At 40.8% G+C, this 14304-nt stretch carries 11 protein-coding genes; 8 read left to right on the top strand and 3 right to left on the bottom strand.

Annotation, left to right across the window (positions count from 1 at the left end; all coding sequences use genetic code 11):
• Positions 1 to 8: 8 nt before the first annotated feature.
• A complete protein-coding gene (locus MWU78_RS13395) occupies positions 9 to 203 on the bottom strand; it encodes a hypothetical protein (protein ID WP_246998533.1) in 195 nt (64 codons plus the stop codon).
• Positions 204 to 450: 247 nt separating this feature from the next.
• On the opposite strand from MWU78_RS13395, the gene MWU78_RS13390 reads away from it, so the two are divergent.
• The 6 genes from MWU78_RS13390 (at position 451) to upp (ending at position 7217) form a co-directional block, all read left to right on the top strand.
• On the top strand, positions 451 to 1089 hold the full coding sequence (locus MWU78_RS13390) for a WG repeat-containing protein (RefSeq protein ID WP_246998532.1): 639 nt from the start codon (positions 451 to 453) through the stop codon (positions 1087 to 1089).
• Between the two features lie 2 nt (positions 1090 to 1091).
• Positions 1092 to 1853: an SDR family NAD(P)-dependent oxidoreductase gene (locus MWU78_RS13385; RefSeq protein WP_187584746.1), complete on the top strand. Its 762-nt coding sequence runs from the start codon at positions 1092 to 1094 to the stop codon at positions 1851 to 1853.
• A 10-nt stretch (positions 1854 to 1863) separates the two neighbouring features.
• Positions 1864 to 2382: a hypothetical protein gene (locus MWU78_RS13380; RefSeq protein ID WP_246998530.1), complete on the top strand. Its 519-nt coding sequence runs from the start codon at positions 1864 to 1866 to the stop codon at positions 2380 to 2382.
• 247 nt (positions 2383 to 2629) lie between these two features.
• A complete protein-coding gene (locus MWU78_RS13375; protein ID WP_187584742.1) occupies positions 2630 to 3718 on the top strand; it encodes a site-2 protease family protein in 1089 nt (362 codons plus the stop codon).
• Between the two features lie 181 nt (positions 3719 to 3899).
• A complete protein-coding gene (glgP, locus tag MWU78_RS13370) occupies positions 3900 to 6464 on the top strand; it encodes an alpha-glucan family phosphorylase (RefSeq protein ID WP_246998527.1) in 2565 nt (854 codons plus the stop codon).
• A gap of 99 nt (positions 6465 to 6563) precedes the next feature.
• The gene (gene upp, locus MWU78_RS13365; protein WP_246998525.1) at positions 6564 to 7217 is read left to right on the top strand and encodes a uracil phosphoribosyltransferase; all 654 of its coding nucleotides are present in this window, start codon (positions 6564 to 6566) and stop codon (positions 7215 to 7217) included.
• Positions 7218 to 7250: 33 nt separating this feature from the next.
• Here the strand turns inward: upp and MWU78_RS13360 are convergent, their stop codons facing one another.
• The gene (locus tag MWU78_RS13360) at positions 7251 to 9755 is read right to left on the bottom strand and encodes a cation-translocating P-type ATPase (RefSeq protein ID WP_246998523.1); all 2505 of its coding nucleotides are present in this window, start codon (positions 9753 to 9755) and stop codon (positions 7251 to 7253) included.
• A 218-nt stretch (positions 9756 to 9973) separates the two neighbouring features.
• Here MWU78_RS13360 and MWU78_RS13355 point away from each other — a divergent pair, with 218 nt between their 5' ends.
• Together MWU78_RS13355 and MWU78_RS13350 are read left to right on the top strand one after the other, a co-directional pair.
• Entirely contained in the window at positions 9974 to 10438 is a 465-nt protein-coding gene (locus MWU78_RS13355) for an Hsp20/alpha crystallin family protein (RefSeq protein WP_187584735.1), read from the top strand.
• A 109-nt stretch (positions 10439 to 10547) separates the two neighbouring features.
• The gene (locus MWU78_RS13350) at positions 10548 to 13202 is read left to right on the top strand and encodes a cation-transporting P-type ATPase (protein WP_246998521.1); all 2655 of its coding nucleotides are present in this window, start codon (positions 10548 to 10550) and stop codon (positions 13200 to 13202) included.
• A gap of 252 nt (positions 13203 to 13454) precedes the next feature.
• Here the strand turns inward: MWU78_RS13350 and MWU78_RS13345 are convergent, their stop codons facing one another.
• Complete coding sequence (locus MWU78_RS13345; protein ID WP_246998518.1) at positions 13455 to 14264, bottom strand: patatin-like phospholipase family protein; 810 nt, start codon at positions 14262 to 14264, stop codon at positions 13455 to 13457.
• Positions 14265 to 14304: the final 40 nt, after the last annotated feature.

Below are 14304 nucleotides of genomic sequence, written 5' to 3'. Positions count from 1 at the left end.
GCTGTAGTTTAAGGCGGCTTACCAAGGCTATTGCTGTCTACTACTACTACTACTACTACTACTACTACTACTACGACTACTACTACGACTACTACTACTACTACTACTACTACTACTACTACCACTACTACTACTACTACTACTTTATAGGCCTTGGGTTCCTGACACTTCCTTGCTCTTGCACTACGGAGTAGTAGTATCAAAATTAAAGAGTTTCAGTATCAACTGACATGATATTGGTCATTAGCTATGTTTTTAATACAGGGCGATCTAAATAACTTATAATTGTTGGGAAGCCTTCTCTCGTCTAACTAATACTTTACAACCTTCTTCAAACTGGAACACCGTAAAAACATAAGGATTAGGATTATTTATTTGTGGGCTACTGACATTGGTCATTTTGTACTGGTATTCTGTAAACTACTTTAGTGGAAACTAAAATTCGAAGTCATGAAAATATATTTTATTACGGCATGTGCAATGCTAATGCTTTTCAATATTATGTCTTCCCAATCAGTCAAAAATATTGATGAAATTGCTCCCTTTAGTGAAGGCTTGGCGGCTGTTCGACAAGGAGATCAATGGGGATTTATTAATGAAGAGGGGACTATGGTCATCAATTTTCGGAACGATATCTATTGGAACAAGGATGCCGATACTTCAAAAGATGATATTTCTGGGGTCCGATGGCCAATGTTCAAAGAGGGCAGGTGTTTGATTACCAAAAATGTAGAGGAGGATGTTCCCGTTTTTGGATTTATCGATACAAAAGGAAATGTAGTCATTGAACCTGAACTATTAAATGTGTATCCCTTTAAGGATGGCTATACCACAGCTGTTCTATTTGAGAAGGCCATGAAAGGCAAAAACGAATTCAATCTGAATATTTACGAATTTAAATTTCACGATGTTATGCTGGACACTTCTGGGGAAATCATTGAATTTTTCAATAGAAGGTACAATATCCAAATGACCAAAAAAAGATATCAGAGGCCTACAATAGGGGTAAAGAGATTGTCCGACGGTCTTGTTGCGGTACATACTCAGGATCAAGGTTGGGAAATAAGAAATATAACTTTAAACAAGTGATAATGTCAGGATTAAAAGATAAAGTAGCCGTAATTACTGGAGGTGCAGGTGGAATAGGACTGGCCACAGCCAAGCTCTTTTTGCAAGAGGGTGCCAAGGTGGTCATCGTGGACATAAGTAAGGAGGTTCTGGAAAAGGCAAGCTACGGGTTAGATCATAAGAACCTGTCATATTGTGTGGCCGATGTTTCAAAAGTTAAGGACACGGAGAAGTTTGTGGAAAATTGCCTAGAGGTTCATGGAAAGATCGACATATTCTTTGCAAATGCTGGGATCGAAGGTACTTCAAAGCCAATAACGGATTATCCGGACGAGATTTTCGATAAGGTTATAGGTGTAAACCTAAAAGGGGTTTGGTTGGGATGTAAATATGTGATCCCAAAAATGAAGGATGGAGGTAGTGTAATAATCACCTCGTCGGTTGCGGGTTTAAAGGGTTTTGCCGGACTAGGAGCCTATGTGGCCAGCAAACATGCCGTGGTTGGTTTAATGAGGGTAGCAGCCCAAGAAAATGCAAAGCGTAAAATTCGCGTAAATACTATTCATCCTGGCCCGGTTAACAATAATATGATGCGGCGTATAGAAGTGGATATGTCGCCCAGCAGTCCCGATGAGGTTATGAAAGGATTTGAGGCGGCCGTACCTTTGGGGCGTTATGCGGAATCCAGCGAAATTGCTGAGATGGCTCTTTTTCTGGCCTCGGACCAGAGCAAATATATTACCGGAACTATCCATGTGGTAGATGGTGGAATGTTATGTTCATAAGTTTGGAAAATTGGAAACTACAGCTAACATAAAGAAATATTTGGAAGGTGGAGATCTTAGATCAATAGGAAGGGTAAAGTTTCTGATACCTTTAATTCGGAATCAGCAAGACTTCGATCTTCTATTTCGTTTTCTTCATTCCAAGGATCGGATAATACTTATGAGGGCGGCAGATGCCGTGGAAAAAATTACCATTGGGAGGCCCCAATATCTTCAAAGTCATAAAAGTGAGATATTGGATTTTTTCCAAAGCGCTGAGGACAAGGAATTTAAATGGCATTTGTCCCAAATGGTGCCAAGGCTTTCACTTACAGAGCAAGAGTTGGAAATTGTGTTGTCCAAACTAAATCAATGGGCGGGCAACCCTACCGAAAGTAGAATTGTAAGAGTGAACGCATTACAGGCCATTTCTGAAATTGTAGAGGAAAACCCTGAATTGGAAAAGGATTTTAAAGACCTTATTGGGAAATTACAAAAGGAGGAAATAGCCTCGATCAATGCCCGAATACGAAAATTAAGTATTAAGTGATATGGAAAAGGCAGAGAATCTCCTACTTCTCTTCATGATAGACCATCTCGTTGGATTACAGTTATAAAATTGTAAGGCTATTCATGTAGATCTCTCTAATGACCAATTAATCAACAGCCCTAACCTTGCCGGACATATAATGATTTAAACTTGTGCCACTTTATATTTAAAAGGGCAATATAACCACTTATGACAATTGTCATTGTCAAAGTCGCACTGTGCGAATATCTTCGACAAAATATTGCTTATGAAGGGTTTTTTAAGGTTGGGAAAAATTGCAGGAATCCAATTGGAGGTACATTGGACCTTTGCTTTATTGTTGATTTGGGCCGGGTTCGTTGAATTTCAGAATAGCGCTGATTTTACAAGGGTAGCGGTAAATCAGGGTTTTATTTTGGTGTTGATGGCTTGTGTGGTGCTACATGAACTGGGCCATGCCCTTACAGCCAGAAAATTTAATATTAAGACACAAAGGATTATTCTTTTACCTATAGGGGGCGTAGCAACCTTGGACAAAATGCCTGAAAAACCTGGGCAGGAACTTCTTGTGGCCCTTGCCGGACCTGCCGTAAATGTTGTAATTGCCCTACTATTGTCTTTAGTGATACCGCTAAAGAGCTATTTTAATTTTGATAATGTGGTGGTAGAGGAGATGCTTTATGCACCCAACTTGCAGAATTTCCTTTTCTATTTGTTTATAGCGAATGTTATGCTCGTGCTTTTCAACCTTATTCCAGCGTTTCCTATGGATGGAGGTCGTGTTCTTAGGGCTTTATTGGCTTTTAGGCTAAGTAGGGTAGAAGCCACCAATATAGCCGCTGCTATTGGCCAATCCTTAGCTGTAGTATTTTTTATTTTGGGCTTTTTTGTAAATCCTTTTTTGATATTGATTGCCTTTTTTATCTTTTTTGGCGCGTATGGCGAAAACAGAATGGTAAAACAGAATTCGTTGCTAAAGGGGCATGTGGTAAAGGAGGCTACCTTAACCAATATTACAGTGTTGCGTCCGGATAATAATGTACAAGAGGTTATAGAAATCCTATTGTCAAGTACGGAAAAGGATTTTGTAGTGGCGCTGGACAAGGAAATAAAGGGAATAGTTACCCAAAAGGATGTCATTAAACACGCCAAGACCCCTTCCATTTTAGTTAAGGATATTATGGATAAGAACTTCACCGTAATTGATGAATCTGCAGAAATAACCAAGGTATTGGAACTTGTTGGCAAGGAAAAGAAGAGTTTTTTTCCGGTGACAAGTAATGAAAAATTGATCGGCGCAATTGACATGGTGAATATTAGTGAATTTATTTTGTTGAAAACCGAATCTTCAAATTAGGGATTCTTCTTTTCAAGAAATATTTATGATTTAAAGGGTGTTTTACCACCGAAGCAACTTTATTATAATCCGAAGGAAGAAGTAACTACCTAAAGAAGAATATGTTCCAAATGCCAACTTAAAAACTATGTTCCAAAGGAATACAGGCTTCTACTATTTACTGGTTTCGAAAAACTAACACATGGCTGGCAAAGAAAAAATTAGTACTCGACAACCTCTAATAAACAATCAGGTATATGGCTTTATACCTACGGATATTGATGGGGTGGACGATTTAGCGGAACTCGCTCTTGATCTGCGTTGGTCATGGAACCATGCGGTAGATGAATTGTGGTACCAATTAGATCCGGATCTTTGGATGGAAACCCATAATCCATGGGTGGTTTTGCAGAACGTGTCCCGGGACCAACTCATATTTCAAATGGGAAATGCGGCTTTCCTGAGCAAGCTGGACGAAATGATGAAGCTTAAGGAGAAATCCCGCAATGACCCAGCTTGGTTCCAAAGAAAATATCCCATCTCAGACCTAAAATGTGTAGCTTATTTTAGTATGGAATTCATGCTAAGCGAAGCATTGCCCATTTATGTAGGAGGTCTTGGCAATGTTGCGGGGGACCAATTAAAATCGGCCAGTGATCTAGGGGTGCCCGTTATTGCGGTAGGGCTACTTTATCAACAGGGATATTTTAGACAGTTGATCGATCAATTTGGTACCCAACAGGCACTTTTTCCCTATAATGATCCAGGGCAATTACCCATTTCACCCCTGCGGTTACCAAATGGGGAATGGTTGCGGATCAATATATCCTTGTCCGGTTATACGGTTTGGTTGCGCACATGGCAGGTACAAGTTGGCCGTGTAAAACTTTACCTGTTGGATAGTAATGATCCGGTTAATATGCCACTGCACAGGGGAATTACCAGTGCGGTTTACGGTGGCGGTACGGATCTTCGAATTCAGCAGGAAATTATTCTGGGCATAGGGGGATGGAAATTGCTCCGCGCAATGAATATTGCACCCGATGTGTGCCACATGAACGAAGGTCACTCCGCATTTCTTGTACTGGAGCGGGCGGCCGATTTTATGAGGGAGAATGGCGTTTCCTTTGAGGAAGCCCTGGCGGTTACCCGTGCAGGAAATTTGTTCACCACCCATACAGCGGTGGCGGCAGGATTTGATAATTTCAGTCCGTCATTAATGTGGCAGTTTTTTGGAAACTATGCCAAAGAGGAATTGCAAATAGATTTTAGCGATCTGTTGGCATTGGGAAGGGATGATCCCCATAATTCAGACCAGTATTTCAATATGGCCTATTTGGCCATTCATGGCAGTAGTGCGGTAAATGGGGTAAGCAGACTTCATGGGGATGTAAGCCGAAATCTATTTGGAAATTTGTTTCAAAGATGGCCTTCAGATGAAGTGCCGGTAGGCCATGTTACCAATGGAGTTCATATGCCAAGTTGGGATTCGGTATACGCCGATAAAATCTGGACACAAGCCTGTGGAAAGGAGCGGTGGAGAGGTCATTTGGAATCGGTTGAGCAAGATATTTTTACAGTATCCGACCATGATTTATGGCAATTTAGGAACGATTCCAGATATCATATGATAAATTTTATCCGCGAAAGATTCCAAGGGCAGACCGAGGATGCCGGTCAGTCCCCAGAAATAGTGGAAATGGCCAAGCATATTTTTAACAAGGAAACCTTGACGCTGGGTTTTGCAAGGAGATTTGTTCCCTATAAAAGACCAAACCTGCTATTATACGATGAGGAAAGATTTATTCGTATCCTTACAAATCCTCAGCGACCGGTACAATTGGTGATTGCCGGCAAATCTCCTCCATATGATGAGTCCGGAAAGGCATTGATAAGACAATGGGTACAATTTATTAAACAGCATAACTTACATAAGCATGTAGTTTTCTTAAGCGATTATGATATGTTGTTAACGGAACATCTTGTTCAAGGGGTAGATGTTTGGATAAATACACCTAGGCGTCCTTGGGAGGCCTGTGGTACCAGTGGTATGAAAGTTTTGGTAAATGGTGGAATCAATTTATCGGAGTTGGACGGTTGGTGGGCGGAGGCCTTTACTCCGGAAGTTGGTTGGGCATTGGGTGATGGTCGCGAACATGGCGGGGATCCTTTCTGGGATGCTGACCAGGCCATTGAACTTTACGAATTGTTGGAACAAAAAGTTGTACCGGAATTTTATAATCGCAATAAAGATGGGATACCAGAACAATGGGTAGCAAAAATGCGAAATAGTATGTCTATCTTAACTCCAAAGTTTTCAGCTAATCGTGCCGTAAGGGAATATACTGAAAAGTACTACCTCCCTGCTGCGGACAATTACCAAAAAAGAGCAAGTCAAAAAGGAATTGCCGGCAGGCAGATGATAAATACATTTCACGATCTTAGGAAAAAATGGTGGCAAATGCGCTTTGGGCAAATTCAAATTGAAAATATAGAAGGAGGGTATCAATTTAAAATAATGGTCTGGTTAAACCACATAAGCCATGACACCATTTCTGTTGAGCTTTTCGCCGAGGGCCTTAATGGCAGCCCAAATGAAATTATAAAAATGGAGATTGGTGGCCTTGCAGAGAATGGGCAAGATCATGAATGCTCTGCATGTATAAGTACCACTAGACCTGCCATTCATTACACAGCCCGAATAGTTCCCTGTTATGCCAATATATCCGTACCCTTGGAAAACAACTTAATTCTATGGCAGCGATAATGTATTGAAGAACAAAAAGACAATATAGGGCAGCGGGTACTGAAAATTTAATGGAGTTTGTAAAGCAAATTCTGTATCTTGAAACTAAATGACCAATAGATGATCATACACAGCTTAGGTGAAGGAAATTCACTACTCAATAAATTTGTCGCGGAAATCAGGGATGCTAAAATTCAGAAAGATAGCATGCGTTTTAGGCGGAATATAGAACGTATTGGGGAAATTCTGGGATACGAGTTAAGTAAGGCCCTAAACTATAGGAGTCAAAAAGTGCATACCCCTTTGGGAACCAAAGAAATGTCATTGCCCAGTGATGATTTGGTGTTGTGTTCGGTTTTACGAGCCGGACTCCCCTTGCATCAGGGCCTTTTAAATTATTTCGACAATGCTGAAAATGCATTTATTTCTGCCTTTAGACATCATCGTGGAGATGAGGATGCTTTTGAAGTTATAGTGAAATACTTTGCTGCCCCATCTCTGGAAAATAAAACCTTGGTGCTAACAGATCCAATGCTGGCCACTGGAAAAACTTTGGAAAATGTTTTAAAGGCCTTAAAGGACCACGGTAAACCCAAACAAATCCATATTGTTTCTGTTATTGGATCCCAATCCGGCATAGATCACATACGGGAAGTCTTTCCCGAAAATACGCAATTGTGGATTGCTGCGATCGATTTAGAATTAAACAATAAAGGCTATATAATACCCGGTATTGGCGATGCAGGGGATTTGGCATTTGGGGAGAAACTGTAGCCATTTTTGTTGCTATGATTTTCCCGATTTTCCCTATTTTTTTCCAGCACGTTTTATTCCTTTCACAAATTCATACCAGAGTACGGACAACATTCCGGCCAGCACGGAAATTCCAAGTTGATTCCCATTTAAAGTTTCAAATTGAAAAAATTGGGTAAAAGGCGGTACAAAGAGCAATAGTGCAGCCAAAACCAAAGTAATACCTATAATTATTGGTACCAGGTTATTCTTGTATTTTAAGGTGGTCCAAATGGAATAATAAAAGGAGCGGTTAACCAAGGTCAGAAAAATATTGGCGGATATCAAAACCATAAATACCATAGTCCTGGTGATAGCTTCGTTATGATCTAGAAAAACAGCGTATTGATATACCGATAACGATCCCACGGTAATGGCCAATCCTTGTAAGATGCTGGTAAACAATTCTCTAAATTTAAAAAATGTAGTGGTGAATGGCCTAGGCTTTTTGATCATCGTATTTTTCTCCATGGGCTCGTTTTCATAAATTATGGAGCAGGTGGGCCCCATGATCAATTCCAGTAGAATAACATGCGAAGGTGAAAAAATAGAAGGATAGGCCCAGCCCAACGCCAAGGGAATAAATACGGTTAATATAATAGGGATATGAATGGATATGATATATTGGATGGCCTTCTTTAAATTGCCATAAATCTTTCTGCCCATGGCAATGGCATCGACCATTTTGGACAGGTCGTCGTCTACCAGGATCAAGGAGGCGGCTTGCTTGGCAATTTCAGTCCCTTTCTTGCCCATGGCTATACCAATATGCGAGGCCTTAAGTGCCGGACCGTCATTTACCCCGTCGCCCGTCATGGCTACTACTTCGTTGTTCGCCTTAATGGCGTTAACTATTCTTAATTTGGCTTCAGGGTACATACGCGTAAAGACTTGCGTTGCCATCACTTTTTGTTGCAATTCTTCATCGTTCAATTGCATTAGTTCGTCCCCCGTCATGTTCTTTTCATATCCAGGAAAATTTATTTGTTTGCAAATAGCCATGGAAGTTGTGGGATTATCCCCTGTAACCAATTTCACCTTGATTCCTGCCAGATCAAAATCTTTTAGGACCTGGGATATGTTTTCCTTAGGAGGATCATAAAAGGCTACTATACCCAGGAACGAAAATTCAAAATCCTGTTGTCTTTTGGGATAATCGTATCCTTTAAAATTGGCTTGTCCCACACCTAGCATACGGTAACCTTCCCGACCTAAATTGGTCAGGATTTCCTTGATCTTATTTTTTTGGGTATCCGTTAATTGGGAAACCGCCATAATGGCCTCTGGGGCTCCTTTGGAGGCAATAATGCGCTCGCCAACACTGTTTTCGAAAAGATGTGTCATCATTGGGGGTTTTCCTCCTAGGGGATACTCGTGAACCATTTTGTGCTGGGGTCTCAGGTCCACTGAAACCATGTTGCCATAAGCCTCGTGTAGTGACTTTTCCATGGGGTCGAAAGGTATAGGTTCACTCGCCCACATTGCCATTGTTAGTAGATGTTCAAGGGAGGTATTAAGTGGGCCTTCGGCCGCAACAGTCTCTCCTGTTTCAAGGCTATAAAGTTTAGCCAGTTCCATTCTGTTTTGGGTAATGGTACCGGTTTTATCGGCACAAATTACGGTAGCACTTCCCAGAGATTCTACCGTTTTCATATGTTTTACCACAATGCCCATTTTCATCAATCTGTAGGCACCTAGGGCCATAAAAGTGGTAAAGGCCACTGGAATCTCTTCAGGTAATATGCTCATGGCCAAGGTAAGGGCTTTAAGCAGACTGTCTAAAACTTCCTTGGACTGAAAATAATTTATACCCCAAACCAATAGAAAAATAATGCCACCCCAAATGGACATGTTTTTTACGAAACTGGAAATCTGTCTTTCCAGGGGTGTCTTTTCGTCCTGTATGCCTTCAAGGCTTTTTCCAATTTTACCCAGTCGGGTTTCGTTGCCGATCTCGGTGACGGTTGCAATGGCCAATCCGCTTGCTACCGTGGTGCCACCAAGTATGTTATTGTCCAATTTTGTAGCATCCTTAAAAACGGAAAGCGATTCTCCGGTGAGAATGGATTCATTTACCGAAAAATCGTTTGAATGTACAATGGTACCATCTGCCGGAATAGTATTGCCTTCCTCGACCATTAGACTGTCGCCGACAACCAATTCCTCACTGGGGATTTCCATGACTACACCATTCCGTATGACCTGACTATTGGGTTGGGTAAGATTTTTTAATTTTTCCAGGGCCATTCTACTTTTGGAATCCTGATAAAGGGAGATAGAGGCTACCAATATAATCGCGGAGGCCATAAATATTCCGTCCCCGTTATTACCTGTAATAAAGTATATAGAGGAGGCTACAATTAATAAGATAACCATAGGCTCCTGGGCAATACTTTTTAAAGCATCCAAAAAGCTATTGTCCTTTTTGTAGCTCAGGCTATTTTTGCCGTGCTTTTTTCTGGATTGTTTTACGGCTTCATCGGAAAGACCGTGAATGCCAAAATCGGTTGGATTGATCATAGGATCTTGAATAAAAAATGTACCGAGCCCTGTCTTAAAATTGAACCGCACTTGCTATCCCGAAAATAGACAGGGAAAAAATTATTTTAATGCGATTATTGGATATAGTAAAATTAAATGTAAAGAAATTTAATGGGACTGACCTAAATCATTTTGTACTAGGCTAGTTGGATGTACTTTAGAAGCATAATAAATATAACCCTTAAAAATAAAATATTATGACACTAGTAAAATTTAAGAGAAGGCCATTTGGCAATTTAATGACCCAGGATTTTTTTGACATGGACGATTTTTTTGATAATCGCAGATGGGTCAGAGATATGTTGCCAGATCGTTTCTGGAATGGTAAGAGAATAGAGCCAGCATTGAACATTAAAGAAACCGATGACCATTTTGAGATAGAGCTTGCCGCTCCCGGATTTCAAAAGAAGGATTTTGAGGTTACCATTGATGATGGATGTTTAAATATTGCTGCAGAGAAGTCCGAGTCCAAAGAAGATAAGGACGAGAACTATACCCGTAGGGAATTTAGTTATAATTCCTTTGAACGTTCCCTACAGTTGCCGGATACTGTTAAGCAGGAAGCCATTAAGGCGGCATACAAGGATGGTATTTTGAGCTTTAATTTAACCAAAAAAGAAGAGGCTAAAAAAACACCTCCCAAGAAAATACTTATAGGATAGCAATTTGTTGGTTATTTGTTAGCAATGCCTTCCCGTTAAAACCCAAAATATGTCCATGTGGGTGGTTGCGACGGGAAGGCATATTTTTTGTTATTTAATTATTATCCTTATGCTGCAAAATGCATTTTTTACTCCTGTGCAGGATATTAGTGCCCATTTGGGCAGTGATTTGGAACGGGGTTTGGATAAGGAGTGTATTCCAGAACGTTTGCAGAAATATGGCCCTAATCAAATTCCAGAGCAAGGCACAAAGAAAAGATGGACCATTTTCTTGCAACAGCTCATGGATCCCATAATCTACATTCTTTTTGTAGCAGCAATTCTTGCCTTTATTTTCAGCGATAAACTGGAGAGTGCCGCTATTTTATTCGTAATACTTATTTCCGTTGCCATTGGATATTTTATGGAACTGCAGGCCGTTAAATCTTTGGAGGCCCTGGTAAAAATGGGGCAGGCAAGTACCCATGTAATAAGATCTGGACAAAGAACACATATCAAGGCGGCCGATATTGTACCTGGTGACCTTATTGTTTTAAGCCCTGGAGATGTTGTGCCGGCCGATGCACGCCTGACCCATGTTGATAACCTTCTGGTGAAAGAATCCGTATTAACGGGGGAGAGTCTAGCGGTAGCAAAGGTAACGGAACCACTACCAATGAATACACCGATTACCGATCAGATCAATATGGTCTTTAGGGGTACGGTGATTAGTTCTGGATTTGGGAAGGCCATAGTTACAGCATCCGGAAAGCATACCCAATTGGGGACCATTCAGCAAATGGGTGTGGATGCCGAAAAGGAGCGCACCCCTTTGGAGAAGAAATTAAACCAATTAAGCAATTGGCTTATTGGGTTAACGCTCGGTATTGCGGGATTAATTATAGTCATAGGCTATTTCAGGGGCAACGATCTTTTTTTTATGATCGAAACGGGAGTGGCTTTGGCAGTTGCCGCTATTCCCGAGGGTCTTCCAATAGTAGCTACCATTGCCTTGGCAAGGGGCATGATAAGGTTGACCAAAAAACAGGTCATCATAAAAAAAATGGAAGCCGTACAAACATTGGGTGCAACAGATATCATTTTTACGGATAAAACGGGTACCCTGACCGAAGATCGGATGATGGTATCTGCAGTGATATTTGGTGAAACATATTTGGATAATCCCTATCAAAAGGAAAAATCCCATTATACCTCCTTAAAGAATAAGCCTGTTTTTGATAAAATGATGATGGCTGGGATACTTTGCAACAATGTGGATCCCACAGCCATTAATGAACAGGCCGATTCCATTGAATTGGCATTGATACACTTTGCTATACATTTGGGCTATGATCCAAAAGCTTTAAAACAAGATAATCCGGAAAATCTGGAGTTGCCATTTGATTCTGAAATAAAGTTAATGGCAACGGCCCATAAAAAGCAAGGAGGCTATACGGTATATGCAAAGGGGGCATTTGAAAGTTTGGTAGACCTATGTAATTTTGATTTGTATGGGGAAGGAATAGGACTTGATGAGCATAAACTATTGTGGAAACAAAAGGTAGATACTCTTGCTGCCCAGGGTTTACGCACCCTAGCTTTTGCATATAAGGAAGAAGAAAAAGCACCATCAAAAGACAATATTTTAAACGGACTTACTTTTCTGGGAACTATAGGATTTCTTGATCCTGCCAGGAAGGATGTGAAAGCAGTGATCGATATTTACAAGAAGGCGGGTATAAAGGTGATTATGGTTACCGGTGATCATCCCGGTACCTCAAAGAAAATAGCTCAGGATGTTGGGATTTTGGAGGTTAATGATATTCCTGATAAAATATGGCATGGCAAGGACCTCAATAAAAGTTTGGATGGGGCGGATGGAAATGATTTGTCCTTGTTAAAAGCCTCGGTCTTTGCCAGGGTTGGTCCGGAGCAGAAGTTGAATTTAATAGGCTATTATCAGAGACATGGCCATATAGTTGGAATGATCGGCGACGGCATCAACGATGTCCCTGCATTAAAAAAAGCGGACATCGGCGTGGCCATGGGCATTAGGGGCGCGGAGGCTGCCCGTGAAGTGGCCGACGTTATTTTAAAAAATGATAAGTTTACGGCCATGGAATTGGGAATCAGGCAGGGCAGGGTAATATTTCAGAATATTCGCCAATTTGTAGTTTACTTGTTGAGCTGTAATTTAGCAGAAATACTTACGGTAGGTTTTGCCGCCTTGTTAAATTTGCCGGCTCCCTTATTGCCCCTACAGATTTTGTTCCTGAATTTGATAACCGATATTTTTCCTGCTTTGGCCTTGGGATTTGGAAAGGGAGAGAAGGATATTATGGAACAGCCTCCCAAAAGACCAAAGGGCCCTATATTGGACCGTAATGATTGGAATTTTGTAGTAGTGTACGGACTAAGCATAAGCATAGCTGTTGTGGGTATTGTAGCCTATGCCGACAGGATTCTAAAATTGTCCCCTGAAACCATTAATAATATGGCTTTCTATACCTTGGTATTTGCCCAATTGCTAAACGTATTTAATATACCCAAGCAAAAGGAATCCTTTTTTGTAAATGAGATAACAACAAATTTATGGGTTTGGGGGGCAATTGCATTGTCTTTGGCCTTAACTTTGGGTGCCAACCTTAGCACTCATTTGGCAGCGGCATTTTCGTTACGCATGCTTTCATTGGAACAACTGGGATATTCCATTCTATTTGCTTTTGGGGCGCTGTTACTGGCACAATTCTTTAAGCGGGCAAGGATTTTATATTTTCGTTCTTGACCCAATATTGGAATTCCGAAAATTTTTGGTTTATAGTTGGATCGGGAAAAGGGTTCGCCATGTCCCGGCAGGGGGAATTGAAAATTCAGAAAGGATATAAGGGTATGTCATTATTTCCATAAGCTTATAAGGCGGATTATAGGGGGGCTTTTCAGTCTGCGTATATAATTAATAGTAATCTTTTCTGTTTTACATAATAGGACATAAAAAATAAAAGGTAAGCTTTGCGTTCCAATACTATAGGTTCAAAGTTTACATTGAAAAACCATTCATAGCTTCCAATTCTGCAGCAGATAACAATTCTGAGGCCAAGGGACTTTTGCTCAGTACTTTTAGGGTTGCGGTATAGCCCAATTCAAAAATGATGTCCAAATTTTTTAGGGTAAACATACTATATCGATCCATATTCATTGGGCGTATCAGTAAATCACAATCGTTAAATTTACGGGTCGTTTCATTGGCCACCATCACATGATAAGCTCTTTCCAAGACCTTGTCCACACGATTAAGTTCTTGGATGCTTACCTTGTTGAACGGATTTACATAAACTCCTACAAGGCTATCACAGTAAGGTCTTATAAGGTCCACAGGAAAATTGTTTAATGTACCACCATCTACATAATAGCCATTTTTAATCTGTACTGGGGCAAAAAGACCGGGAACCGCTGCGGATGCCAATACTGGTCTTATAAGCTCACCGCGACTAAATACCTTTAAAGTACCATCAAGAAGGTTGGTAGCGGTAATATAAAGTGGTTTTTCCAATGATTCAAAGGTGTCATATGGCAAGTAGGCTTTAAATTGATCGTAGAATTTTTCTGTATCCAAAAATCCTGGTTTACCCTTGGCATAATTGTTTATACTGAAAATCTGTGTTGTCTTAAAGAAATCCAACATTTCCTCCCAGGTGCAGCCAGCGGCATACAAGGCTCCTACTATGGCCCCTGCACTTGTCCCAGCAATATGGGACGGGAAAATACCATATTCCTCCATAGCCTTTATGGCCCCAATATGGGCAACACCGCGAATACCGCCTCCAGATAGGACCAAGCCCGTTGTCATAAGTCTTTAATTTTAAATTTTATTCAAAATTATTCCATAT

It is taken from the genome of Arenibacter sp. F26102, assembly GCF_023015865.1.
Taxonomy (GTDB): domain Bacteria; phylum Bacteroidota; class Bacteroidia; order Flavobacteriales; family Flavobacteriaceae; genus Arenibacter.
Note: the sequence above shows the minus strand (reverse complement) of the source record. Positions and strands in the feature narration are given on the sequence as shown.

Excerpts from the sequence above, each read along its gene's own strand:
- glgP (WP_246998527.1), top strand. The coding sequence starts at position 3,900 with ATGGCTGGCAAAGAAAAAATTAGTACTCGACAACCTCTAATAAACAAT.
- MWU78_RS13360 (WP_246998523.1), bottom strand. The coding sequence starts at position 9,755 with ATGATCAATCCAACCGATTTTGGCATTCACGGTCTTTCCGATGAAGCC.
- upp (WP_246998525.1), top strand. The coding sequence starts at position 6,564 with ATGATCATACACAGCTTAGGTGAAGGAAATTCACTACTCAATAAATTT.
- MWU78_RS13345 (WP_246998518.1), bottom strand. The coding sequence starts at position 14,264 with ATGACAACGGGCTTGGTCCTATCTGGAGGCGGTATTCGCGGTGTTGCC.
- MWU78_RS13375 (WP_187584742.1), top strand. The coding sequence starts at position 2,630 with ATGAAGGGTTTTTTAAGGTTGGGAAAAATTGCAGGAATCCAATTGGAG.
- MWU78_RS13350 (WP_246998521.1), top strand. The coding sequence starts at position 10,548 with ATGCTGCAAAATGCATTTTTTACTCCTGTGCAGGATATTAGTGCCCAT.
- MWU78_RS13385 (WP_187584746.1), top strand. The coding sequence starts at position 1,092 with ATGTCAGGATTAAAAGATAAAGTAGCCGTAATTACTGGAGGTGCAGGT.
- MWU78_RS13355 (WP_187584735.1), top strand. The coding sequence starts at position 9,974 with ATGACACTAGTAAAATTTAAGAGAAGGCCATTTGGCAATTTAATGACC.
- MWU78_RS13390 (WP_246998532.1), top strand. The coding sequence starts at position 451 with ATGAAAATATATTTTATTACGGCATGTGCAATGCTAATGCTTTTCAAT.